The sequence below is a fragment of the Leifsonia aquatica H1aii genome, assembly GCF_000633535.1.
Classification (GTDB): domain Bacteria; phylum Actinomycetota; class Actinomycetes; order Actinomycetales; family Microbacteriaceae; genus Leifsonia; species Leifsonia aquatica_A.
Genome location: NZ_AYMR01000023.1, coordinates 1 through 20509, shown reverse-complemented (window position 1 = coordinate 20509; position 20509 = coordinate 1). Strand labels below are relative to the sequence as shown.

Annotated in this window: 35 protein-coding genes; 1 reads left to right on the top strand and 34 read right to left on the bottom strand. The window is 66.9% G+C overall.

Annotated elements, in window-relative coordinates; genetic code table 11:
- The 16 genes from U870_RS0118750 to U870_RS0118675 all read right to left on the bottom strand — a co-directional run.
- Positions 1-1141, bottom strand: a 1141-nt coding sequence (locus U870_RS0118750) for a hypothetical protein (RefSeq protein ID WP_025158912.1), incomplete at its 3' end; no start/stop codon positions are given.
- Positions 1142-1163: 22 nt separating this feature from the next.
- Complete coding sequence (locus tag U870_RS0118745; RefSeq protein ID WP_162819192.1) at positions 1164-1430, bottom strand: hypothetical protein; 267 nt, start codon at positions 1428-1430, stop codon at positions 1164-1166.
- Positions 1431-1531: 101 nt separating this feature from the next.
- Complete coding sequence (locus tag U870_RS0118740; protein WP_025158910.1) at positions 1532-1831, bottom strand: hypothetical protein; 300 nt, start codon at positions 1829-1831, stop codon at positions 1532-1534.
- Positions 1832-1933: 102 nt separating this feature from the next.
- Positions 1934-2521, bottom strand: coding sequence for a hypothetical protein (locus U870_RS0118735; RefSeq protein WP_025158909.1), 588 nt, complete (start codon positions 2519-2521; stop codon positions 1934-1936).
- 44 nt (positions 2522-2565) lie between these two features.
- Entirely contained in the window at positions 2566-2961 is a 396-nt protein-coding gene (locus U870_RS22785; protein WP_025158908.1) for a hypothetical protein, read from the bottom strand.
- Positions 2948-3199 (bottom strand): hypothetical protein, encoded by a 252-nt coding sequence (locus U870_RS0118725; RefSeq protein ID WP_025158907.1) that lies wholly within the window; start codon positions 3197-3199, stop codon positions 2948-2950. The genes U870_RS22785 and U870_RS0118725 overlap by 14 nt, the downstream gene beginning before the upstream one ends.
- A complete protein-coding gene (locus tag U870_RS0118720) occupies positions 3199-3543 on the bottom strand; it encodes a hypothetical protein (protein ID WP_025158906.1) in 345 nt (114 codons plus the stop codon). Before U870_RS0118720 ends, U870_RS0118725 begins: the two co-directional genes overlap by 1 nt.
- Complete coding sequence (locus U870_RS0118715) at positions 3540-4115, bottom strand: hypothetical protein (protein WP_025158905.1); 576 nt, start codon at positions 4113-4115, stop codon at positions 3540-3542. Before U870_RS0118715 ends, U870_RS0118720 begins: the two co-directional genes overlap by 4 nt.
- An 87-nt stretch (positions 4116-4202) precedes the next feature.
- The gene (locus U870_RS0118710; protein WP_025158904.1) at positions 4203-5438 is read right to left on the bottom strand and encodes a phage major capsid protein; all 1236 of its coding nucleotides are present in this window, start codon (positions 5436-5438) and stop codon (positions 4203-4205) included.
- Between the two features lie 66 nt (positions 5439-5504).
- A complete protein-coding gene (locus U870_RS22780) occupies positions 5505-6095 on the bottom strand; it encodes an HK97 family phage prohead protease (RefSeq protein ID WP_025158903.1) in 591 nt (196 codons plus the stop codon).
- 14 nt (positions 6096-6109) lie between these two features.
- Positions 6110-8047 carry a phage portal protein gene (locus tag U870_RS0118700; protein WP_081815350.1) on the bottom strand — a complete coding sequence of 646 codons (1938 nt, stop codon included), beginning with the start codon at positions 8045-8047 and terminating at the stop codon, positions 6110-6112.
- Positions 8031-9503: a hypothetical protein gene (locus tag U870_RS0118695; protein WP_162819191.1), complete on the bottom strand. Its 1473-nt coding sequence runs from the start codon at positions 9501-9503 to the stop codon at positions 8031-8033. Before U870_RS0118695 ends, U870_RS0118700 begins: the two co-directional genes overlap by 17 nt.
- Before the next feature lie 40 nt (positions 9504-9543).
- Positions 9544-10005: a hypothetical protein gene (locus U870_RS0118690; RefSeq protein ID WP_025158900.1), complete on the bottom strand. Its 462-nt coding sequence runs from the start codon at positions 10003-10005 to the stop codon at positions 9544-9546.
- A gap of 132 nt (positions 10006-10137) precedes the next feature.
- Positions 10138-10380, bottom strand: coding sequence for a hypothetical protein (locus U870_RS0118685; protein WP_025158899.1), 243 nt, complete (start codon positions 10378-10380; stop codon positions 10138-10140).
- A gap of 13 nt (positions 10381-10393) precedes the next feature.
- Complete coding sequence (locus U870_RS22775; protein ID WP_025158898.1) at positions 10394-10696, bottom strand: HNH endonuclease; 303 nt, start codon at positions 10694-10696, stop codon at positions 10394-10396.
- Positions 10697-10737: 41 nt separating this feature from the next.
- The gene (locus U870_RS0118675) at positions 10738-11013 is read right to left on the bottom strand and encodes a hypothetical protein (protein ID WP_025158897.1); all 276 of its coding nucleotides are present in this window, start codon (positions 11011-11013) and stop codon (positions 10738-10740) included.
- Between the two features lie 211 nt (positions 11014-11224).
- Between U870_RS0118675 and U870_RS0118670 the strand changes: the two genes are divergently transcribed.
- On the top strand, positions 11225-11587 hold the full coding sequence (locus tag U870_RS0118670) for a hypothetical protein (protein ID WP_162819190.1): 363 nt from the start codon (positions 11225-11227) through the stop codon (positions 11585-11587).
- Positions 11588-11644: 57 nt separating this feature from the next.
- Here the strand turns inward: U870_RS0118670 and U870_RS0118665 are convergent, their stop codons facing one another.
- The 18 genes from U870_RS0118665 to U870_RS0118565 all read right to left on the bottom strand — a co-directional run bounded on the left by U870_RS0118665 (position 11645) and on the right by U870_RS0118565 (position 20448).
- The gene (locus U870_RS0118665) at positions 11645-11863 is read right to left on the bottom strand and encodes a helix-turn-helix domain-containing protein (RefSeq protein WP_025158895.1); all 219 of its coding nucleotides are present in this window, start codon (positions 11861-11863) and stop codon (positions 11645-11647) included.
- Positions 11863-12150 (bottom strand): hypothetical protein, encoded by a 288-nt coding sequence (locus U870_RS0118660; protein ID WP_025158894.1) that lies wholly within the window; start codon positions 12148-12150, stop codon positions 11863-11865. The genes U870_RS0118665 and U870_RS0118660 overlap by 1 nt, the downstream gene beginning before the upstream one ends.
- The gene (locus tag U870_RS0118655) at positions 12143-12457 is read right to left on the bottom strand and encodes a hypothetical protein (protein WP_205288794.1); all 315 of its coding nucleotides are present in this window, start codon (positions 12455-12457) and stop codon (positions 12143-12145) included. The genes U870_RS0118660 and U870_RS0118655 overlap by 8 nt, the downstream gene beginning before the upstream one ends.
- Before the next feature lie 232 nt (positions 12458-12689).
- Positions 12690-13079 carry a hypothetical protein gene (locus U870_RS0118645; RefSeq protein WP_025158891.1) on the bottom strand — a complete coding sequence of 130 codons (390 nt, stop codon included), beginning with the start codon at positions 13077-13079 and terminating at the stop codon, positions 12690-12692.
- Positions 13080-13083: 4 nt separating this feature from the next.
- Positions 13084-13434: a hypothetical protein gene (locus U870_RS0118640; protein ID WP_162819189.1), complete on the bottom strand. Its 351-nt coding sequence runs from the start codon at positions 13432-13434 to the stop codon at positions 13084-13086.
- Positions 13431-13700: a hypothetical protein gene (locus U870_RS0118635; RefSeq protein WP_025158889.1), complete on the bottom strand. Its 270-nt coding sequence runs from the start codon at positions 13698-13700 to the stop codon at positions 13431-13433. Before U870_RS0118635 ends, U870_RS0118640 begins: the two co-directional genes overlap by 4 nt.
- On the bottom strand, positions 13700-13933 hold the full coding sequence (locus U870_RS0118630) for a hypothetical protein (protein ID WP_025158888.1): 234 nt from the start codon (positions 13931-13933) through the stop codon (positions 13700-13702). Before U870_RS0118630 ends, U870_RS0118635 begins: the two co-directional genes overlap by 1 nt.
- Positions 13930-14226 (bottom strand): hypothetical protein, encoded by a 297-nt coding sequence (locus U870_RS0118625; protein ID WP_025158887.1) that lies wholly within the window; start codon positions 14224-14226, stop codon positions 13930-13932. Before U870_RS0118625 ends, U870_RS0118630 begins: the two co-directional genes overlap by 4 nt.
- A 168-nt stretch (positions 14227-14394) precedes the next feature.
- Positions 14395-14712 (bottom strand): hypothetical protein, encoded by a 318-nt coding sequence (locus U870_RS0118615; RefSeq protein WP_025158886.1) that lies wholly within the window; start codon positions 14710-14712, stop codon positions 14395-14397.
- Between the two features lie 398 nt (positions 14713-15110).
- Positions 15111-15941, bottom strand: coding sequence for a hypothetical protein (locus U870_RS0118610; protein ID WP_025158885.1), 831 nt, complete (start codon positions 15939-15941; stop codon positions 15111-15113).
- Complete coding sequence (locus U870_RS0118605) at positions 15938-16306, bottom strand: hypothetical protein (RefSeq protein ID WP_025158884.1); 369 nt, start codon at positions 16304-16306, stop codon at positions 15938-15940. Before U870_RS0118605 ends, U870_RS0118610 begins: the two co-directional genes overlap by 4 nt.
- A complete protein-coding gene (locus tag U870_RS25075) occupies positions 16303-16434 on the bottom strand; it encodes a hypothetical protein (RefSeq protein WP_275886609.1) in 132 nt (43 codons plus the stop codon). Before U870_RS25075 ends, U870_RS0118605 begins: the two co-directional genes overlap by 4 nt.
- Before the next feature lie 33 nt (positions 16435-16467).
- Positions 16468-17130 (bottom strand): hypothetical protein, encoded by a 663-nt coding sequence (locus U870_RS0118595; RefSeq protein WP_025158883.1) that lies wholly within the window; start codon positions 17128-17130, stop codon positions 16468-16470.
- A 327-nt stretch (positions 17131-17457) separates the two neighbouring features.
- Positions 17458-17808, bottom strand: coding sequence for an HNH endonuclease (locus U870_RS23315; protein WP_025158882.1), 351 nt, complete (start codon positions 17806-17808; stop codon positions 17458-17460).
- Positions 17805-18086, bottom strand: a complete 282-nt coding sequence (locus U870_RS0118585; protein WP_025158881.1) for a hypothetical protein — start codon at positions 18084-18086, stop codon at positions 17805-17807. The genes U870_RS23315 and U870_RS0118585 overlap by 4 nt, the downstream gene beginning before the upstream one ends.
- Before the next feature lie 226 nt (positions 18087-18312).
- Positions 18313-19170 (bottom strand): DNA adenine methylase, encoded by an 858-nt coding sequence (locus U870_RS0118575; protein ID WP_025158879.1) that lies wholly within the window; start codon positions 19168-19170, stop codon positions 18313-18315.
- Entirely contained in the window at positions 19167-19400 is a 234-nt protein-coding gene (locus U870_RS0118570; protein WP_025158878.1) for a hypothetical protein, read from the bottom strand. Before U870_RS0118570 ends, U870_RS0118575 begins: the two co-directional genes overlap by 4 nt.
- 97 nt (positions 19401-19497) lie before the next feature.
- Positions 19498-20448 (bottom strand): hypothetical protein, encoded by a 951-nt coding sequence (locus tag U870_RS0118565; RefSeq protein ID WP_025158877.1) that lies wholly within the window; start codon positions 20446-20448, stop codon positions 19498-19500.
- Positions 20449-20509: the final 61 nt, after the last annotated feature.

Sequence of the window (20509 nt, the reverse complement as noted above, 5' to 3'; positions counted from 1 at the left end):
CTTCCCTCACCTGGGCGAATACGGCGAAGAGGCTGGCGCCGAACGCCGCGAACACGGATTGGTTGGCGCCAACCGCGTCGGTGCCGTTCTTGAACCCGTCGAACACGCCGGTGATGGCCTCACGGACCGAGAGCAGGAACCCGATCACCTTCGAGTCTTCTTCCAGCCCGAGGGAGCGCAGCAACCCGCCGGTCACGTCGCCCTTGCTGAACAGAGCGAACAGTCCGGAGATGGCACCGCCGACGCGGTCAGCGAATGCCTGCGCCCCGTCAGCGACTTTGAGGAACGCGTCCCGGTTGTTCATCAGGAACCCGGTGACGGCTTGCAGGACGGGGATCATCGCCTGCCGGAAGATGTTCTGCACGGCGGTGATGACGGGCACCAAGTTCTGCCCGAGCTGGACCTGCAACCCCTGGATCGAGGTCTGGTATTCGCGGGTGGATGCGCGCGCTTTGGCGAAGATCTTGCCCGAGACGTCGTCGAGGACGAGGCCCATTTTCCCGGCCTGGGCGGTGAGCTCGGCGATGCCCTCGGACCCCTTGTTGAGGAACGGGAGCATCTGTGTGCCGGAACGGCCGAACAGCTGCGTAGCAAGGGCGGTCTTCTCGGCGCCGTCGGGCATCGCCTTGAACTTGTCGGCCAGCCCCGGGAGGATGTCCGACATCGGCTTGACCTTGCCGGCGGCGTCGAGGAACGAGGTGCCGAGCTTGGTCTGCATCGCGGCGGCCTTGTCCGCGTCGCCGGTCGCGTTGCCGAGGTTCTTCGAGAAGATCGTCAGCGACCCCATCACCTGATCGCTGTTGACACCGGCGAGCTTCATCGCCCCCGCGAGACCAGACACCTCGGTCTTGGTGCCGCCGGCGATGCGCTGCAGGGCGTTGGTCGACCCGGCGAGCGCGTTGAACTCCTTCGTGGAGTCGGAGATGACCTTCTTGATGCTGAGTCCGGCGGCAACCGCGGCGATGGGCCCGGCGAACCGCTTGAGCCCACCCAGCAGGGACGAACCGAGCGAGTTGCCTGCGATTTGACCGGACTTGGTCGCGGTCGATCCGATCTCATCGACGATGGATTTCTGAGCGCCCTTGGTGGAGACCACCAGTTCCAGCCAGGCGGTGGCGAGCTTCGCACCCTCTGCTGCCATGGTCGGACTCCCTCGCGTGTAGTTAGGGGGGTGGCCAGCCGAGGCGCTCGTGCAGCTCTTCGATGGTCATCGAGTCGCCAGGGACGTGAGCGTCCGCGTCGAGTTGCGGGTCGACGCCGGGCGGGAGGAGGGGATCCGGTCGCGGCACTTTGTCGTCGGCGCCGAGCTGCCACGACATGGTGCGGAGCACGTTCAGGACCGCGGTGAGGAGGTACTCGTTCACCTCGTAGGCGGCGGCGTCGCCGCGACGGGCGCGGCTCAACGCAGAGGTCAGGGGTGCGTGGCGCACGATCGCCCTCAGGTCCACCCAGGACAGGTCGGGGGTGCCGAGCTGGTCCAGGCGGAGCCCGAGGGCGAGAAGGTCGTAGCGGACGGCCTCTCCGTGCTCCGTTAGGAGTCGGTGGAGGCTTCGGATTCCCCCAGGTCGATCCCGGACTCTTCCTTCCACTGCTCCATGAACACTTCGAACTGGGTCGAGTCCTCGAACTGGTCGAACACGTCGGGCAGGTAAGCGTCAACGATGGACGCGAACGCGGCGATCTCGCTGAGCTGGTCGAACTTGAGCAGCAGCGCCGGCTTGATGAACTTCAGCAGCGGGACCGAGTACTCGCGGTCGTTGCCGGGCATGGTGAAGATGAAACGGTTCTGGTCCTTGGACGCCTTGGATTTCGGCACCTGGAATGCAGACATTGGGCTGACCCTTCGTCGTGGTTGTGGTGGGTGTGCTGACCCGAGAGATGGAGGGGCGACGAGGGCGGGGTCAGCACACGACCCTCGCCGCCCCGGTCTTCATCAGGAACTGGCCAGACGCTTCTGGCCGTCGTCCCAGTACTCGTAGAAGTAGGCGCCGGTGGCGTCGGGGAACAGGGTGAGGGTGACACCGCGGGCGGCGATGTCCTCGTCCTTGTACTCGACGTCTTCCCGGTCGGTGATCTGCGCGTCCGGGTAGACGATGCGGCCGCGGGCGTCACCGGAGAACATCTCCACCACCCACGTGTTGTGCGGGGACGGGGTGCCGGTGCCCTTGATGGCGAGCTTGTTGCCGGCCGTGGTGGTGGCGGCCTTGGTGGTCACGTTGGCGGCGCCGTAGATGACGGACTGCACGAGCGGGTTCAGGTACTCGGCCATGCCGAACTTCGAGGTGAACTCGCTGGACTTCTGGATGGTGATCAGCGGGTCACCGCCCCAGGCGTTCTTCGTCTCGGAGTCGGTCTTCTCGCCACGCTTGAGACCGGAGTCGGTGAGGTAGCCGACAGCCCCGAACGCGGGGTCCAGTGCGGCGACTTCGTCGGTCGGGGTGACGGTACCGACCGGGGCGACGAGCAGACCGCCGGACACCTTCGGCTTGCCGACGACGGCGTTGCGGTTGTTGTTTGTCATCTGTGTGCCCTTTCCTGGCAGCGGTGCTGACCCCTGCGGATGGGTTACGCGCGTGAGGCGCGCAGTCTGGTGGTGACGGTGGCGGTGTAGCGTTCCTGCTTCGACACCGGATCGGGCAGATTGGCCGGCGTACCGGGCTCGTCGGTGCCGAACAGGTCGGAATCGGCGGCGTAGATCGCCGCGCACGCGAGATCGCAGAGCCGACGGGCGCGTGTCTCGGTGGCAGCCCAGCCCTCGAGCAGGAGCGTGACGCGGCGGGTGACGAGCGTCTCGCGGATCCCGCCGGCGGCGATCACGCGGACGAACTCGCGCGGGCGCACAGACGGGACGCGGCCGAGCGCCGAAACGTCCTGTTCGCCTGCTGTGGCGAGTGCCTGGTCGATGAGGGTGCAGGCGATGTCGATCTCGTCGGGGAACAGGATCAGGTCAGCGGTGGGCATTGATGGCCCTTGAGAGCGCCCGGTCGATGGCTTCGGCGCGACGCCCCTCGACGGTGGCGGTCTTCACCACAACGCGGGCACGGGTTGCGCTGGGCGAGTCGATGACCTCGAAGTCGGGTGCCCCGCCTGCGGCGGCGGCGATCTGCGCACCCATCCGGTGCAGTTCGGCCTGGATCGCCGGGTCTCTGCGTGCTTCGTTGAACCCGGCGATGTCGATCTCGACTCGTCCTTTGGCCATCATCCGTTCCAAACTGTGATCGTGGCTTGCGTGCGGGCCAGTCGCCCGGTCGGGGATCCGATGTGTTGCGGGTCGCCGTCGTTGAGCCCGTATTCGATGCCGACGTACTCGATGTGGTCGCCGGCGATGATGTCGCTGCCGGGCGGGGCGGCGAGCGTCCATCCGTTGCTGATGGCGGTGCGGCCGCCGTCGACCTGGACGCTCGGGAGCGGCTCGAGGTAGCAGCCGTCGATGGGGTGGCGGTACGGTGTCGCGGTGTAGTCGATGCGTTCGACCCCGTGATCCCGGATCGTGGGGTAACGCAATCGGATGACGGTGTCCGTGGCGAAGCCGGGGAGCGTCATCGGCTCTGCCCGATCCGGTACTTGTCGAGCACGGCGAGCTCGTGGGGGAGGAACGCGCTGGTGGCGGCGGCGTTGCCGTTGGAGGCGTACTTGACACTGGCGGAGAGGGTGGACTCGGACACCACCCCGGAGGCGGGGGCGAAGACGCCACGGCCGACGGCGGCGGCGATGGCCTGCGCGACGTCATCGGGGCAACGGTCGTATCCGTGGGTGATGGTGGCGGTGACGGCTCGGCGCCGTCTCGGCCACCGCCGGCCGATGCGCTCGAGGGCACCGGTGTCGTCCCAGTCGAAGTCGATGCGCTCGGTCATGGGCTGATCCAGTTCACGCACGTCCGTGATGGCGGTGACGTGGAGGCTGGGGAGGAAGATGGTGCCCTCGCCACGGGTGGTGAGAGTGACGGTCTGCGTGGCGGGACCGGCGAGACGCCATCGGCAGTAGTCGCGGACGGCGCCGGAGGCGGCGGCGGCGATCGGTCCGGCCGTCTCGACGGGGATCGGATCAGCCAGCAGGGTGACGAGCTCGGTCACCGTGATCAGAAGGTCCGTGGTGGCGCCAGCCGGGTCAGTCATGGTCGCCTCCGCGCAGTCGAGGGATGGGCAGCGGCCGGATGGGCAGGGTGCGTCGTGTGCGCCCTGCCCATCCGTGTGGGTGCTGGGTCAGCTGGCCTTGGTGGCGAGCAGCTTGATCGCCTGCGGGCGGACGACGTCGCCGCCGACACGCTTGCGGAACTTGTAGCCGACCATGCCGTCCTCGGCGTACAGCTCGGTCAGGCGCTGGACGGTGATGCCGAGCCGGTCGTAGACCCGGTATCCGGCGGAGTAGTCACCGAACGCGGCGATCAGCTTCCCGGCAGCGGCGGAGGCGATATCCTCCTGGTTGCCGATCGCGTAGCCGAGGAAGGTGTTCGGCCGTCCGGCCTGGGTGGAGGGCTGCCAGAGGTACTGCCCGTTGCTGTCCTTGACCGTGGACAGGAACAGCTCGGTGATCGAGGACAGCAGGAAGCTGCCGTTCTGGCGGTACTGCTTCGGCACCCCGTAGATCAGCGCCTTGAGGTCGTCGATCAGCTTGCCGGGCGCGTTCGCACCGGTGCCGCTGTAGTCCGTGGCAGCGGAGACGATCTTGCTCACCTCTCCGGCGGCGGAGAAGATCCCGACCGGGATCTTGCCGGTGTGGCCGGTGCCGACGGTGAACGCGGTGTCCTCCGCCTCCGCGGCGGCCCGGGCGAAGGAGTCCGTGACGAACGCTTCGAGGTTCTGGTCGCTGTCGTCGAGCTCGTCCTCGCCGATCTTGGCGAGCCCGTAGAGGTCCTCAATGTAGGTCCACTCCTCGGTGGGGGTGCCCGGCATCGAGTCGGTGAGGGTCTGACCGCCGGTCTCCAGCTTCCCCCATCCGACGGTGACCTCGTCGAGGGAGCGACGGCGGACCCGGTTGCGGGTGGTGTCGCGCTGTCCGGCGAGGCCGCGGATGATGCTCAGCTTCGGCACCGAGCGGATGATCTCGGCCTCCAGGTCTTCGGGGACCAGGATCTCGCCCGCCGGGTTCTGGACGAGCGCCCGCTGTTCGGGGGCGAGGGCCGAGGCGCCGCCGCGGACGAAGCGGAGGAAGGCGCTGCGCCGGTCGCGGACCGCCTGCTCGGTGTCGCCGCCGGCCTGGGTATCGCCGCCGCGGTCGGGGCTGTTGACCTCGACGCCGAGCTCCGCGTTGCGGCGCTCGAGCGTCTCCTGACGGTTGATCCGCTCGGTGAGGGACTGGAAGTCGGTCTCGCCGCGGTCGAAGCTCTGACGCTCCTCGGCGGTGAGGTCCCGGTTCTCGCTCTCGGCGGTCTCGGTGATGGTCCGCATCGCCTCGACGGTGCGGGCACGCTCCTGGCGGAGCTCGACAGATGAAGCCATGGGTGGCTGCCTCTTTCTTTGTTGGTGGTGACCCGCACCGTTCGGACGGGTACGTGGGTGGCTGGGTTAGTTCTTGACGAGCAGGTCGATCACGGTCAGTCGCCGCTGGGCGCGCTCACGCGGGTAGCCGCGCAGCTCGGCCAGGTGCGTCTGCGCCCGGGTGCGCAGCTCGGCGGAGGTCTGGGTGTAGGCGGGGAAGGTGACCACGGAGACGTCTCCGCCTTCGAAGTCGAACTCGCGGACCTCGTGCAGGGTCCCGGACCAGGAGTCGGAGGTGATCCAGAAGCCGAACGACATCTGGTTGATGTCGCCACGCTCCAGCGACACAGCGAGGTCGCGGGCGTAGCTGACGTCGGCCATGTCGGCGTCGACCAGGACGCCGTCGGCGTCCTCGGACAGCCGGAGCGTGCTTGCTGCGGTGCGAGCCAGGAGGAGGTTCGCGTCGTGGTTGATCAGGAACCGGACGTCCGGGTTGGCGGCGAGGGTGCGGGTGGCCGCGCCCGGCTTGGTCACCTCCTGCCAGCCGCCGAGGTCTTCCGACAGCTGGTCGTACACGACGGCACGGCCGGTGAAGTGCAGCTGTCCGGCGTCCTCGTTCACGGAGCGGATCTGGATGTCGTGCAGCGGGAACGTGCGCCGCTCGAAGGTGCGGGTCATCTGGGTGGGTCCTTTCAGAATTCGAACTCGACGCCGCAACTGCAGCCGGCTACTTCATCGACACCGCCGGACGGGTCGCCCGGCCACATGCAGCCGTTGGAGAACGGCTGATCCATCGGCACGGTCTCGCCGTGCATGGACGCATGTGACGGTCGTGGGTTGGCGCTGTTGACCAGCCACGTCTTGCTGTTGGCACCGGATTGCCGGGCGCCTTCGTTGCGGCCGAACCCGCCGATGGAGTTGACCGCCGACGCGGCTACTTCCGCCATCCGGGTCAGGGCGGCATCGAACACGGCGCCGACGGCGTCCAGGAGACTCGCCTCCGGGTCGAGGTCGGCCAGCGCCGCCCAGATGGTGTCGTTGATGTTCCGTGCCTGCCGGGCGGAGGCTGCCTGTACCCAGTTGACGGTCTGGGCGAGAGCGAACGCCCCGCCGAGGGCGAGGGCTGCCCTGCTGCCGAACTCGTCCACGATTCCCGCGAACGCGGGGGCGAGCTCGTCGGTGAGGACGTCGTCCCAGTCGCCCTGATCGAGACCGGCCAGGGTGCGGGTGGCCCGCTGGTTGGCCTGTGCTGCGGAGAGTGCGTCGTCGCGGAGCGTCTCGACGTGGGTGTTCAGGATGTCGGTCAGCCGGGTCACCCAGGCGGGTGCCGCTTCGGCCGGCGCCACCGTGTTGCGCTTGGAGCGCAGCGCCCGGTAGCCGGTGGGCTGCAGCTGGGGGATGGTGAGCGGCGTCGCTCCGTCGCGGGTGACGGTCTCTGCCGGGGCCGGGACCATGTTCAACGGCGTCAGGTAGGTGTCGCCGCCGTCAATCGGTTCCTCGTCCTCCAACCGGAGGATGTCGTTGACGGAGAGCCACCCCCACTGACGGCCCGCCGTGTAGCGGGCGGTCTGTGCAGCGGTGTCGCCACGCAGCAACCCCTTGGGGTCGAACTTGAGCCGCATGTCCGGGTCGGTGAACAGCTGCCGGGTGACCCGCTCGAGGCGGGCGATCGGTGGCAGAAGCGCATCCTGCACGAACTCGATCGAGAGGTGCTCGATGTTGGAGAACGTGGCCTTGTCGAGGTCACCGATCTTGTGCGGCGGAACCCCGTACAGGTTCGCGATCTCACCCTTGGTGAGCTTGTAGATCGCGAGGAACTGGGCGTCCGCCGGGGAGAGGCTGAACCGCTCCAGCTTCGCGCCGCCCTCGAACACGGCGATCTGGTGCGCGTTGTCGAACCCCTTGTGACGGTCCTCCATCTGATCCAGGAGCCGGTTGTACTGCACGTCGGTGAGGTTCCCGGCCACCGTCATCACGGTCTCCGGGGTGGCGTCGCGCTCGAAGAACCCGCCGATGTAGCCCGTCGCGGCGACCGCGATCCCGACCTGCTCGCGTGCGACACCGATCGGGGAGAGCCCTTCCGGGCCGGTGCCGAACCACCGGTAGTGCAGGACCTCCGTGTGGGTGGCGACGTAGCCGGGCTCCACCGGCAGCCAGGTGTTCTTCTGGTCGTGGCCAAGGCGGTACGCGAACATGCCCAACGAGGTGCGCAGCACCTGCACCATCGACGGCGGGACCGGCCACAGCCCGGTCACAGCACCGGCGCCGTTGCGCTGGACGTACACGTACGAGTTGCCGCGGATCAGCATCCACGCCACGACGGTGCGCCAGAACTCCCCGGAGTCCATCGTCGGGTTCGGCCGATCAGTCAGGAGCGGGACGAGCGGGTCGGTCGCGGGGGCGGGGACCCGGGCGGCGCCCTTGCGGATGACGACCGACACCGGCAGACCGGAGATCGATTCGGATACCAGCCGTACCGGTGCGAGAACGGCGCTGACCTGCAGTGCGTTCTCGGGTACCACCGTCACCCCGGAGGAGGTGCGCTGCCCCCACAGCGAGGGGAGGCGGCGCGAGCGGCGCTCGGACCCGCGCCCGGTGAGGGCGCGCAACGCGTCACGAACTCTGCCCACGACGTCTCCTCTGAATGGTTCTCACGCGCGGAACGATCTGCTCCGGCGGGGTCCTCAGCAGCCAATAGGCGCCGGTGATGGCGGACAGTGGGGAGGCGTCGCCGGGGGATCCGGCACGGTCGAGGACGTAGGCGTCGCCCAGCTTCTTCATGACCGCTTGCCCGGCGGCGACGTCGAGGACCGGCTGGGCGCGGTGGAACACCTTGCCCAGGTTGACGCCGTCCAGGATGAGACCGGTTGCCCGGCCCAGGTCAGGACCACCCCACTCGGTCACGGTCAGTCCGGCGTCCGCGAACTCCTGTGCGAGCGAGGACACGGGGGCACCCTTGGTCTGGAAGGTGATCGCCTCTGGTGTGAACCGTCGCTCGGGGGACGTCAGCCAGGGGACGACCCAGTCGGTTCCGGCACGGGAGGCCATGATCCCCACATGCGCGGACCCGTCTTCCCGTTCGGCGGCGAACCCGATGTGCGCCATCGTGCGGTCGTGGGAGACCTCGATGCAGATGTACACGGGGGCGCCGTCGCGGCGCTTGGAGAGACGGTCGCTTCCGGCTGCCCACCGGCCGGGTTGGAATGGGCCACCGGTCCCGGCCTCGGTGAAGAGGTTCCCCACCTCGGAGGCGAAGATCGGTGCCGGGTCGGTCGCCCAGTCGCCGCGGACGGTGGCGACGGTGATCGTGTACCCGAGGGAGGGGTTCGAGAACGCCCACGCCTCCGGTGTGTCCAGCGGCATGCCCGGCGGCGGCGACCACCAGAACAGCCCGATCGTGGTCTCCCGGTCATCGGCCTCGATGGCTTTCATCGCCATCGCGTGCAGGTGCCGTTGCACGATCGCGTCCAGGTCTCCGGCGTTGGACGCGGCGATGATCTGTGCCCGCGGTCTGGCGTTGGTCGTCTTCGACAGCGCCGACCACGCCTTGAACGTCTTGTGCTTGAGGATCTCGTCGATGAAGACCAGATCGAACGTCAGCCCACGACCGCCGTTGTCGGCCGAGTCGACCCAGTACCGCTGCCGCCCGGTGAGGGCGAACCACAGTTCACCGTTGGTGTTCGACTGTCCGGCACGCTCCTGCCGGAGCCGGGGGACCGCGTCGATGATGGCCTGCGCGTGCTCCCACGTCTTCTTCGCCGTGGCGAGCTTCTGCGCCACACCGATGACTTGAGCATCCCCGTCCACGAACATGCGGAACAGGATCAGGAGAGCGGCAATGAACGTCTTGCCGTTCTGCCTGGCGACCCACAGCAGCACCAGCTTGAACCGGTAGGAGTTGTCGGGAAGCAGCTCGAGCGCGTGGATCAGGAACCAGCACTGCCAGGGAATCAACGCCGGCGCCAGGTCGGCGTACTGCGTGCCACGCACCTGCTCGTGCAGCCACCCAGCGAACCGGATCGCGGCGAACCCGGCACTGGTCTTCGGCGTCAACGGCCGAAGCGGCGGGGTGAATACGCGAGGCACCTCGTGCCCTCGAACCGGTGTCGGCTTCCGGGTGGCTGGCTTACGCGTTCCGCCGCTTCGGCTTCGAGTCGCTGTCGGCGTCATCCGGCACAGCTCCCTCGTAGAACGAACGGCGCAGCTCGTTCAGCTCGTCACGTTCGACCGGCGCCGCCTCGGACCGCAACCGGTCCATCGCCTCGAGGTAGCGGGTCGCGATCGACGACCGCTGCGGCACGTTCATGAACCCGTCAAGGTCCCGGGCGAGCGTCAACACGAGGGCGACCAATGCCCGGGAACCGACCGGAACGTCCAACCCGCCAATGACCTCCACGGCGGCGGCGTAGTTCGTCAGCTTGGACAGGTCCGTGTCCGCAGATGTCCCACTTTCGAGTCCGTCGGTGTCCGCGGAATCGGATGGTGGTTTCGGCAGCGCGACGAGCTTGGGCGCGTTCTTGGATTCGGCTCGCTGCCTGCGCTTTCGCTCTCGGTCGCGCTTCCGACGGTCCTCGTCGGAGAGCGCCATCAGGGCCACCTCCTGGAGGGTGGGACAGGGTGGACGTGGGACAACACAAGGGCGGAGGGGGACGATTCACTACCGGTGGACTGCCGTCCGACACGCGCTAGCTATTTGACCGCCCCTCCCCGCGAGCGGGGATCAGTCGCGCTGCGCGTCGGCATCGATCGCGGCCGCGAGCTCACGCAGCGCATCAGCAAGGTCCGCCTTCGACAGCTCCAGTTGCACCCGCACGGCCGGTGCGGGATCGAGGGAGGGCACCTTGGTCAACCGGATGGGAAGCTCGCACGTGCCCAGGTGGCCCTGCGTCTCGACGCCCTCGACCTGGGCGAACAGCTCAAGCCGAACAGTGCCGACGATGGTCGAGCCGGTTACTGCTGCCATGGTGCTGTTCCTCTCACCAGATCTCTGACGGGTCTCCTAGACCGGGGCGTCCGTCGCCCTGCCCCTTGCTGCCGTTGCAGCGCTTGTGGCTCGGCTGACCGTTGCTCGGGTCGTCCGCGAGCTCGGGGTACGCGGTGATCGATTTGGCGTGGTCGTACTCGAACGCGTCGGGATCGCCACGCGGGATGTCGCAGTCGATGGGCTGCCCGCACAGTGCACACGGGAGGTTGTGGTCACGGGTCAGCTGCTTGAGCGCGGCCCGGTTCTTCCGATGCTGCGCTGTGGTCCGTCCCGGGATGCCCGCTGCCACGATCACCCCGCCGACGAGATTGGCTGACGAACTGGCGCTGCGCCGACCTAGTGTTGCTCCGGGCAAGGACGCTCTTCTACGCGGCCGTCCTTCGCGATCACCCGAACGTCGTAGAACTCCTCGTGGGCATACTCGGTGATGTCGTCGACATCGTTTGCATCATCGGTCCACAACTCGTCGATGACGTGACCCCAGAGGAGCTCGACCATGAACGCGAACGACTCGGGCGTGCGGTCCGCGGGGATCTCGTAGCTTCGAAAGATCGTCCGCGTGAAGGTCGGCGGCTCGGCAGGCTGAACCCGCTTCTTTCTGAACAAGGACATCTCTCGTTCCTCCGACCCGTTGACACGCTATAGGTGCCCCAGACATGCAGAAGCCGGGCGGAGTTCGAGTATCGATCTCGCCCGGCGTGCACGCTTGCGTAGCGCCATGCTAACAGGGAAAAGTACGTTACCGCATCATTCGCGGTCCAATTGTCAGATCGGTGACTGAGCGGGTTGTATAGAGCTATACACTCGCTGTATAGTGATGTACATGACGAACGAACTCGATGATCTCATCGCCCGCGCCCACCGACGCGCCCCAATCGGGGCAAAGGCCGAGGAGCGACTCCGCGAACTCGTCATGGAATGGTCCGCCATCCCGACGACCGGAGACCTCACCAAAACGGCGTTCGACGCGCTGCTCGCGGTCGCCGAGGAGGGCGACAAACCCGCTCGCGAGGATGTGGCCTCCATCGGCCACTCCATCGCAGAACTTGAGGCGAAGCTTTCCGCTGCACGATCCAACCTGCGCATGGCAATCCAAGTCGCCAGCGTCGCGGACATCCCCGAGACCACCATCGCGGTTCTCGCGGACATCAACCGCGGCACCGTCCGTTCGGCGCTCGGCAAGTAGTTTGACGGAGGGGTGGGGGAGTCCGGCACTACAGCCCGGCACCACCCCACCCCATCGCTAGCATCCGCGATCGAAGCGTGTTTCCCTCTGCTGCTTGCGCCGTGCCCTGAATACAGCGAGTGCGTCGGTTCGTCGGATCAGTTTGGTGTTGCCGTACACGGTGAGGTCGCCGGCGCGGATCCAGTCCATGACTGTTCGGCGCTTGATGTCGAAGTGGTCGGCGGTCTGGTCGATCGTCCACCATGTGTCGTTCGGGTCGGCGAGGTTGCGCGTCATCAGTCCGGTCGCTGCCCCTCGCCCTCAACGAGTTCCCGCAGGGATGCGGCGAGCGCGCGGATTGCGTCACAGTCGTCGCATCCTTCGCCCTCAGCATGAGGGTCAGGGAAGAACGATTCGATCCTGGCGGCCGCGGTCAGGAGTGCTTCGTTCCGGACCACGGCGTCGTGATCTGCGAGCCAGCGATCGAACACTCCTCCCGCATGCAGGCGCGGCGTCGGGTGGTCGCCTACTGCGTCTACCCATATCTCCCGAACCTGCTCAGTTGTGGGCGTGTACTCAGGCACTAGCTTCTCCTTCCACGAGCGCACGAATCACCGCGATCTTGACGAGCGGATCCGAGAAGTCTTCCTCGATGTAGTCTCTGCGGACCGTTCGAAGGAAGACCCTGTTCTGCTCGCACGTGCTCAGCACCTCGGCGAGTGCTTCCTTCCGTGCCCACTCAGCGATCGGTTGGCAAGCGGCTTCCACCTGGGTCATCAGCGACGCACGGAATGACGGGGCCAGGTCATTCCACACTGAATCGGGGCCAACTGAATCGATGTCCCACATGCCCTGGGCTGCGAGGTTCAACACTTCGTCTGGGATGTTCACCATATGCTTGCCTTCCTCTGGCGCTGCCACCAGCGTTTCGGTTCATAGAGGCCGCATCCGCAGGCGCCGCGCGTCTCGCTAAGCCATCCGAAGCCTCTGACCCAGCCATCTGCGCATCCGCGGTGGAAGAACCGTCCGATCGAATTCGGTCCTGTGGTGCGGGTGTGTTCGGTGCCCGGGTGACCGCAGTGGCGGCAGGGACGCGGGTCATCGCTCGCTGGAATGCGGCGGCTCATGGCTGTTCCCCCTCAACCGGATCGATGACCGCTCCCGTGCGTGTGAGCACCTCGTCCATGTGGGAAAGGGTTGGCTTGTGCGGTGCCTCGGCTGCGATGTAGTTCCGGGCCTCCCCGAAGTCATCCGCGAGCGTCTTCAACTCCGCCCGCAACGCGTCACGCTCCGCCACGAGTGTCCGAATGTCATCTCGCAGGCTCGCATCCTGCTCCCGCCACAGCTCGTCTCTTGCCGCCAGAGCCGCAACAGTTGCCGCCCCGCGGTCCATCATCCGAGCCGCACCCAAGAACGCGAACAGTTGCCGCCCCTTCAGACCCTCAGCAGACGCACGCCACCCGGCCGCGTCCTCGCGAAGCTCCACGATCAGCTTGTTGTAGTCGTCACTCATGTCTCTAGTTCTCCTTGTCGTGTCCGTAGTCGTGTCGGAGATCGACGGTGCACCCGCACCGCTCCTGGACCTCATGACCGGTCTCGCGAAGCTCCGGGTCGTCGGGGTCGCCGGTCTCGACCTCGATGAGGAGCGGGTAGTGGGCTGTCACGCGGGTGCCCCCAGGCCGCTCACCGTGCGATTCACAGTTCGGGTCGTCGCACGCGTGCACGAGGTCGGCGTCGCGCATCATGCCCTCGTTGAAGCTGACATCGGCGCCCGCGTCGTAGCACGAGTACTGGTGCATCGGATCCTCTGTGCAGTGGGCGTTGTACGGTCCTGGTGCACCGCAGGTGCCCTTCCTGATCGCGCTCATTCGTCCCTCCCGGGATCGACCGAACTACGGTTCGTGTGGTCTGAGGTCCCGAACGGCGATTCGATTTCCCACTCGGCGGGGGTGATCTGCGTGGGCATCGAGCCGTGCAGCGCCAACCACTGCTCGACCGTTCGCCCTCGAAGCGCGATCTGCTCCTCGGGCGGCAGGTTGTGGATGCACGAGCGGTGGTGGAGGTGCCGGCCTCCGTTGCGCATTCGAAGCGTCAGAGCCGTCACCATGTCGGCCTTGATCTGTTCGCGGTCCATCATCGGCTCCTGTTCGTGTGGTCTGGGGTCCGGCCGAATGCGCGGTCCGCCATGCAGTGCCCGCACGAGTGTCCGCGCGAGACTCGATCGAGCCGGCTACCCGGACGCGGCGCACGGTAGCGTGCGCACGCGGGGTCGGTGGTGAGGTGGTGATCGACCGTGCGCCCCAGCAGCTCGCCGCCGAGCGTGTCGAGCAGGATCACCCAGCGGTCACGCAGACGCAGCACGCTCATCGGTGGACCCCGACGACCTTGACGTATCCGCGTCCAGGTCGTGCGTCGATCGCACAGGGCCACGAGTAGCCGGTGTCGTACGACTCGCGATGGAGGTGCGCGGACGGGATGATGAAGGGCTCGACGCTCAACGTGTCGAGTTCCTCCACTATGGACTCGACCGTCGCCGGTGAATCGAACAGCTCCGCGACCTCGCCGTCCTGGAGGACGAGAGCGGCCAGCTCCTCGAGTGTGTCTACGCCAGTCGATCCGATGAAGTCGTGGTCAGGGTTGTACCAAATGCTCTTGCTCATCACTCGCTCCTGTTCTCGTGGTCTGGGGCGCTTTCCGCCTTCCGCTGCTCCCACGTCTTGCCGCAGTCAATGCAGCGCCCGTAGCGGTCCTCGTAGTGCGCGCACTCAGTTCCGCCGTTCATTGCTGGTCTCCTGTCTCAGAATCCGAAGTTGTACGGTCTGCGGCACTCACAGGTCGACCCTCACTCCACGGAACAGCGCCGGCGGCAGGTCCACCCCGACGGAGACGAGCTCTGAGTCGTGGGAGCAGTGCTCCCGCCACCACCACGTGCCGACCGTCGTTCGGGCGACGGGGAGGAGACGGTGCACGTCCTCGAACTCGTCAGAGCGTGCCCCATACGAGATGAGAGCGTGAGCGTCGACCGCGGCGAGCGCGATGTGCACGTCTTGGGTGCCTTCGACGATGAAGGAGTCTCCGTCTTCGCCGAGGTCGTGGACGGTGGTGCCGGTGATGTCGACGAGTGGGGGTGTTTCGTTGGTGGGCATTGGTGTCTCCGTTTCGGCCGCATGTAGCGCGGTATGGCTGATTTCGTTTCCTGGGTTCTGGCGGTCTTCACCGTTTGGGGTGCTGCCCCTGTGGTCGTTTCCCACGTCCGGGCGGGGGTGAGGTTCGTTCGTCGGTGGTTCGGTCGTGGGAGGGGCAGGCACCGGGCGTGGGTGCTCGACGCTGCGCAGACCGACGGAGTCAAACGCCGGGCGTAGGTGCCTGAACCGTGCTCTACATCGACCGCACTCTCGACCGCGGGAATGGCGGTCGAGCCAACTCCCGGACCGGGCAGGGCGATACCGGACACATGCCGGGTCGGTCGTCAGGTGCGGGTCGACGAATAGGTCGAACGCGTCGTAGAGGACGCCGAGGAGGACGATCGCGCGCGCCGTGAACCTCATTCCGCACCCCCAGCAGTCCGGGTCGGGTGCTCGTCGTCGTGCTCGCACGATGCCGCATCGGTGTCCGCGTAGCAGCCGTGGATGTGCACGGGAGCGCTGCAGTCGGCCGAGCCGGTGCACCGGCGCGGATACACCTTGAGCGAGTCCACCCAGGTGGTCCGCTCCGCCTGAGGCAGGATCCACTCCAGAATCCGCTTGTAGTCGGCCGGGTCGATCGTGAACCCGCAGATCATGCAAGACACCTCGACGTCGGCATTGTTCTGCGACCACCACTCCGCCTGCACACCCGGGATCCCGCACTCTGGGCACGTGCGCGGGAGAACGTCGCGCTCGCGGCCTCTGTCCAGTGGGTACTTGCTGCGCAGCCGCCACAGCAGAGACGTGACGTCCTCCCGGTAGGTGGGGTGGGCGTCGTGGGTGGCGATCCTCGTCGAATGGATCGCCAGCCACGAGGTAAGCAGGTTCACCAAGAGCCCGGCGCCCTCCGGTGTCACCCCAGCCCGGAATCCCTGCATGTCGCCCCGCTGGATACGCTGCGCGGCGATGTGCGAGACCGGGGGAGCGATGTTCAACCACATCGCGAAGTTCTCCACCCACTCGCCCAGGCGGGCATAGGCGTCCGAGGCGTCGTCCTCGACCGTGATCCGCATCGGAGCGTTCCACTCGGACAACGTCTCGCCGGCCTCCGCCCGAGACAGCGTCAGAGCGCGTGCGTGGGTGAACAGCTCAGGCGCCTCGCGGAGTGCTCGAGTGAGCCTCCATGTCGCGACCTCCTCCGCCCTCTGCTCGTCGGTCAAGAAGTCGTGCGGGTCGATCAGCTGAGTCATCGACTCTCCTCCAGTTCGGGTGCGTTCAGCGCGGCCTCTCGTGCGGCGAGCGCGTCGTGTTCGGTGCGGACGTCGAATCCGCGGGCGGCGAGGTTGTCGAGGATTCGGAACTCGCGTGCGATCTCCATCCGCTCGGCTGCAGTGTTGAATGCGGCGACCAGGTGCGTTGCGCTTCGAGCCGCATCCAGGGCGCCGTCTGTCAGCGCATGGAAAGCGGCAGCGATTGTGGGGATGCGCGGGGCCGCAATGGGTGTGCGGTGCTTCCGCTTCCGTTCGGCGACGAGACGGTTGTGATTCACCGGCCACCGCTCGGGAGGCAGGTTGAGGTTGATGCGGCGGGTCAGCCGTCGGGTCTTCGTGCTCACCAGCCACCCCCGACGACGACCGGGAGCACGACCAACGCGACGACACCGACAGCGATGCCGATGAGGAAGCTGGAGACGGGGATCGGTGGGTCGAACTTCGGGCGGGCAGTGCGGTCTTTCGTTTTCATGGTTGGTCCTCTCTGGGACGTGTCAGGTGAAGATCAGTGGGGGTCGGTGTCGGGGGCGGTTCGCCGGCGTCGGGTCTCCTCGCGGCGGTGGCGGAGGACCATCTGGTGAGCGAGGCGGGCGTCCTGGCAATCGATGCAGGGAACCCCGCCGCTTCCGGCAGGCATGTGGGTCGGGCAGAACGGGTTGGGAATGGACGTCTCGTTCTCGAGGGACTCGCGAGTGGTTCGCGAGTGGGGCGCACTCTCGCCCTCGCTCTCGCGCTCTCCCTCGCTCGCGCTCTCCCACTCGCCCGCACGCTCCCTCTCCTCTGCCGCGAACGATTCGCGAGTGACTCGCGAACCGTTCGCGAGAGGTGGGGGCGGCAGCAATTCCTTGCCGGGACGGTCGACGTACGGCCAGTCGACGAACTGGAACATGCTCGACCCGTTCCCATCGACGTACAGGTCGATCGCTCCCGCCTCGTCCAGGAGCAACAGATGATCGGTCAGCGTCTCCTCGGTCACCGCGTACGTCCGCGGGTACAAGGTCGCGAGCATCGTCCGCAGATTCACCCGACCGCGGCCATGGTCGTCGGCGATCATTGCCCTCATCCCCAGCTCGGTCAGCCGTGGACCATCCGGCAGCGATGCGAGGGCGTCGAAGATCTCCGGAGTGATCGTCCGGCCGCGCCGGTTCGGTCTCTTGCTCGATGTCATGGGTGACGATCCCCTCCAGGATCAAATCGATTGCGTCGGCGAGCTGTCGGCGTGCGACGCGGAAACACTCGGTGAACCCACGAGTGCGGTGGACGATGTGCTCGGACTCGGCAGCTGTCGCGAACGCGCGCTCGAACCGTCCCGCGACCGAGGCCAGGGCGGCGGGCTCATGTCCGGCGAGCATGTCGCGCATGAGCATCACCACCAGCCCACCGGTCGCCGTGAGCTCCGCGAACCGTCGATCCTCGCTGTTCGTGCGACCGACTTTCAGGACCTGGTGCTCCGGCCAGTAGACGGCGTACAGCGTCGCAGTGATGGGGATCGGCATCAGACGGCCCACCCGTCTGCGGTGAGCATGCGCAGTCGCCCTCGGTACAGGACCGGCCGGAGGGCCGGATCGTTGCCGGTTCGGACCGCCCACCCGTTGTCGTAGCGATCGGAGCGCGAGTGCGCGTCGCCGTGGCAGCCGGTGTGGTTGCCCCATCCGCACACGTGCAGCAGGTTCTGGATGATGTCGAGGCCGCCGTGCGAGCGGTGCAGGCGGTGGTGGGTCTCGGTCGCTCGCGCCTTGCCGCAGATCTCGCACATCCCGAGCGATCGGAACTTCACCATCGCGTACGCCTCGGCCGACTCCGCCGTGGTCGGCTTCGGCTGCTGCTCGTACTTGGGGGTGATCATGCGACGTACTCCAGGTGCTGCTTCTCGAACTCGGCGAACGTGAGTCGCGGGTGCCGCCCCCAGTGGTCGACGAGCTCCTCCGACGCGTAGGCCAGCGCCCGGGTCTCGTTGCCCATGAAGAGGCTGTACGGGTCGATGCCGGCCTTCTTGCCGCGCGCGTTGAGTAGGACTCCGTTGCAGTCCGTCTCGGCGCGCTCGTACGCGCCCTCCCGGTAGATCTCGTACTCGGCACGCAGCGACCGCCAGTGGGACGCGGCGAGCGCGAAGATGCGGCTCATGCGTCCCTCCTCTGGCGTTGCCGTTCGGCGACGTGTGGGGGTGTGCTCTTGGAGCAGAGGCCGAACCGGTCGGGCTTGGCCGTGCGTTGGCCGCAGATCCAGCACTGAGGTGCGTTGGACTGCAGCGCGTCGATGCGGGCGAGCGCAGCTGCTGTTCGGGCTGCGGCTCCTCTTGTTGCTTCAAGGTGTGCGCCGGTCTCGGCCCCGGCGATCTCGATGTCAGCCCTCATGCCGTCACGTCCCAGTCACCGAAGTCGAGGGCGGCGTCGCTGTGCATGGTGAGGTCGTAGTTAGCCCAGAGGACCTCCGTCCGTGCGGAGTCGAAGCGGCCGTTCGATTGCCCGGTGGAGGCGCCGATCTCTTCCCTCCACCAGCCCGCCAGGGCTCTGTCGTAGAGGTCGCTTGGATAGCCGGAGAGGACGACGTTCGCCCTGACGGTTCGGAGCGCCTCGAGGAGTTCCGTGTGGAGGGCTGCCGTCTTCATCTCGTGCCGATAGGGGTTCGAGGATCCGCGTGTTGCACCGAGGTACGGGGGATCGACGTAGATGAGGACGTCCTCGAATCCGCCGTATGCGTCGATAATCTCGAGTGCGGGACGGCTCTCGAGTGCCACCGTGCGCAACCTGTCGGCTGCTGGCGCGATCCTGCTGACATAGGCGTTCAGATACTTCGCGACGGAGAGGGTCGATGCGGTGGAAGGGTCGATGTTGTACCGCCATCCGGTCGCCTGGAGCTGTCCGCCCCTCCGCTGAGTGAGTGCAACCCACACACGCCGGGCCCGCTCGAGATCCGTCAGTTCCCGGCGATCTCTTGCGAGAAGCGATTCCTCCCGTGAGTGCGGGGTGAGTGCGCACAGACGCTCGAGATCCTCGGGCTGGTCGCGAAGGACTCGCCAGAACGTCATCACGTCGCCGTCGAGGTCGTTCACCGTCTCGAACTTGGACGGTGCTTTCGCCAGCAGAACGGAGAGCCCACCGCAGTACGGCTCGACGTAGTGATCGTGCTTGGGGAACCGCGCGACGATCTGCTCAGCGATACGCTGCTTTCCGCCGAAGTAGGGGAACGGGGGCTTGAGTCCGGTCATGCTGCCCTCGACTTCCGGTCGCGGTCCCACCGTTTGCGGGCACCCTCACCGGTCATGCCAACCGCTCGACCGATCGCCGCCCAGGACACGTCACGGTCGCGGAGCTGGTCGACGGTGAGCTGCAGTGCGTCCTCGACGTCACCGAGGAGGCCGAATAGTTCGGCCAGTTCGGGCTCGTCGCCCTCGTCCTCGAAGCGGCGTCCATACGCTCGGACGATTCGGCGCACCATGCCCCCGAAACGTTGGATATCGACCCGATGCCGTGCCATCACAGCAACCTCATTTCGGTCGCAACAGAAGTTGCGGGCGTTTCGCAGACGAAAGCGCTCATGCTGCGCTCCTGTCGATGAGGTCGTTCTGGTCCCATGCCGCGAGGCCGAGGTCTTGGCGGTCGCGGAGGATCGTGCGAGGGTCGGCGGACACCACGTCGGCGATGCGACCGTCGGACCAGCGGAGGGCGTGGAAGTGCTTCACGACTTCATGCCGCTCGGCCGTGTTGAGACGGACACGCTCTCCGGCGATCGCGAGTTCGATGGCGATCTCGTCGATGGCGCCGTCGCGTTCGGGTTTGGGTGGGGTCGGGTCGTTGTCGATGTCGTCCCAGGTGAGTGCGGGGAGCCATCCGCGGTCGGTGGCGAAGTTGCGCATCTTGGTGGCGGAGCCGCGCTGCTCAGGTGTGTCCTGTGGAGGTTCGATGTTCCAGAGCTCGTCGTACATGCTGGCGATTCGCCAGAAGGTGTCTGCGTAGACGGTGTCGTTGAAGAGGGAGCGTCGGGCGGCTTCGGCTGACATGCCGATGTGGAGGCCGAGCGCTTGGAGGCTCCATCCGTTGCAGACGAGAGCTTGCAGCCGTCGATGTGCGCCTCGTGAGGGGATGCGGGTGGAGGGGGCGAGTGACCAGGGGTCGGCCTTGACGGCGAGGATCGCGGCCTCGGTGTTGCGGTGGACCTTGGATGCGGGGATGCGGGGGCGGAATCGCGTGGGCGTCTTGACGGCGTGACCCCAGAGGATGTTCTCCACGCTCGCGTAACTGACGTCGGCGAGGGTGGCGACCTGGCGGGCTCCGATACCGAATGACTGCAGGAGCTGGATGTGCTCCCGACTGTTCTGCGCGTCGACCATGCGGGTGAATCCCGCCTTCTTCTCCGCAGCGTAGGTTGCCTGCCGGGCAGCGTTCTCGAGTCGGCAGGGCAAGCAGCGGCAGCCGTGGTGGCTGTAGCAGGAGTTGGCCGCCTCGTGCCGGTGGTCGGGAGGGCAAATGGGTCGCGGGGTCGTCATGAGGTGAGTCCTTCTGCGGCGACTCGGCGCTTCTCGGCACGCGCAGCCATGACGCGCAGGA

What these genes read in the sequence shown, in the direction of transcription:
- U870_RS0118710 (WP_025158904.1), bottom strand. Translation starts at nt 5,438, where the DNA reads ATGGCTTCATCTGTCGAGCTCCGCCAGGAGCGTGCCCGCACCGTCGAG.
- U870_RS0118575 (WP_025158879.1), bottom strand. Translation starts at nt 19,170, where the DNA reads ATGACCGGACTCAAGCCCCCGTTCCCCTACTTCGGCGGAAAGCAGCGT.
- U870_RS0118685 (WP_025158899.1), bottom strand. Translation starts at nt 10,380, where the DNA reads ATGGCAGCAGTAACCGGCTCGACCATCGTCGGCACTGTTCGGCTTGAG.
- U870_RS22785 (WP_025158908.1), bottom strand. Translation starts at nt 2,961, where the DNA reads ATGCCCACCGCTGACCTGATCCTGTTCCCCGACGAGATCGACATCGCC.
- U870_RS0118690 (WP_025158900.1), bottom strand. Translation starts at nt 10,005, where the DNA reads ATGGCGCTCTCCGACGAGGACCGTCGGAAGCGCGACCGAGAGCGAAAG.
- U870_RS25075 (WP_275886609.1), bottom strand. Translation starts at nt 16,434, where the DNA reads ATGAAAACGAAAGACCGCACTGCCCGCCCGAAGTTCGACCCACCGATC.
- U870_RS0118720 (WP_025158906.1), bottom strand. Translation starts at nt 3,543, where the DNA reads ATGACGCTCCCCGGCTTCGCCACGGACACCGTCATCCGATTGCGTTAC.
- U870_RS0118725 (WP_025158907.1), bottom strand. Translation starts at nt 3,199, where the DNA reads ATGGCCAAAGGACGAGTCGAGATCGACATCGCCGGGTTCAACGAAGCA.
- U870_RS0118665 (WP_025158895.1), bottom strand. Translation starts at nt 11,863, where the DNA reads ATGACGCGCAACCTCGCCGACCCGAACGACACATGGTGGACGATCGAC.
- U870_RS0118735 (WP_025158909.1), bottom strand. Translation starts at nt 2,521, where the DNA reads ATGACAAACAACAACCGCAACGCCGTCGTCGGCAAGCCGAAGGTGTCC.
- U870_RS0118645 (WP_025158891.1), bottom strand. Translation starts at nt 13,079, where the DNA reads ATGAGTGACGACTACAACAAGCTGATCGTGGAGCTTCGCGAGGACGCG.
- U870_RS0118570 (WP_025158878.1), bottom strand. Translation starts at nt 19,400, where the DNA reads ATGGTGCGCCGAATCGTCCGAGCGTATGGACGCCGCTTCGAGGACGAG.
- U870_RS0118635 (WP_025158889.1), bottom strand. Translation starts at nt 13,700, where the DNA reads ATGGACCGCGAACAGATCAAGGCCGACATGGTGACGGCTCTGACGCTT.
- U870_RS0118610 (WP_025158885.1), bottom strand. Translation starts at nt 15,941, where the DNA reads ATGACTCAGCTGATCGACCCGCACGACTTCTTGACCGACGAGCAGAGG.
- U870_RS0118625 (WP_025158887.1), bottom strand. Translation starts at nt 14,226, where the DNA reads ATGAGCAAGAGCATTTGGTACAACCCTGACCACGACTTCATCGGATCG.
- U870_RS0118740 (WP_025158910.1), bottom strand. Translation starts at nt 1,831, where the DNA reads ATGTCTGCATTCCAGGTGCCGAAATCCAAGGCGTCCAAGGACCAGAAC.
- U870_RS0118640 (WP_162819189.1), bottom strand. Translation starts at nt 13,434, where the DNA reads ATGAGCGCGATCAGGAAGGGCACCTGCGGTGCACCAGGACCGTACAAC.
- U870_RS0118670 (WP_162819190.1), top strand. Translation starts at nt 11,225, where the DNA reads ATGACGAACGAACTCGATGATCTCATCGCCCGCGCCCACCGACGCGCC.
- U870_RS22780 (WP_025158903.1), bottom strand. Translation starts at nt 6,095, where the DNA reads ATGACCCGCACCTTCGAGCGGCGCACGTTCCCGCTGCACGACATCCAG.
- U870_RS0118565 (WP_025158877.1), bottom strand. Translation starts at nt 20,448, where the DNA reads ATGACGACCCCGCGACCCATTTGCCCTCCCGACCACCGGCACGAGGCG.
- U870_RS0118615 (WP_025158886.1), bottom strand. Translation starts at nt 14,712, where the DNA reads ATGCCCACCAACGAAACACCCCCACTCGTCGACATCACCGGCACCACC.
- U870_RS0118675 (WP_025158897.1), bottom strand. Translation starts at nt 11,013, where the DNA reads ATGTCCTTGTTCAGAAAGAAGCGGGTTCAGCCTGCCGAGCCGCCGACC.
- U870_RS0118585 (WP_025158881.1), bottom strand. Translation starts at nt 18,086, where the DNA reads ATGAGCCGCATCTTCGCGCTCGCCGCGTCCCACTGGCGGTCGCTGCGT.
- U870_RS0118595 (WP_025158883.1), bottom strand. Translation starts at nt 17,130, where the DNA reads ATGACATCGAGCAAGAGACCGAACCGGCGCGGCCGGACGATCACTCCG.
- U870_RS0118630 (WP_025158888.1), bottom strand. Translation starts at nt 13,933, where the DNA reads ATGAGCGTGCTGCGTCTGCGTGACCGCTGGGTGATCCTGCTCGACACG.
- U870_RS0118715 (WP_025158905.1), bottom strand. Translation starts at nt 4,115, where the DNA reads ATGACTGACCCGGCTGGCGCCACCACGGACCTTCTGATCACGGTGACC.
- U870_RS23315 (WP_025158882.1), bottom strand. Translation starts at nt 17,808, where the DNA reads ATGATCACCCCCAAGTACGAGCAGCAGCCGAAGCCGACCACGGCGGAG.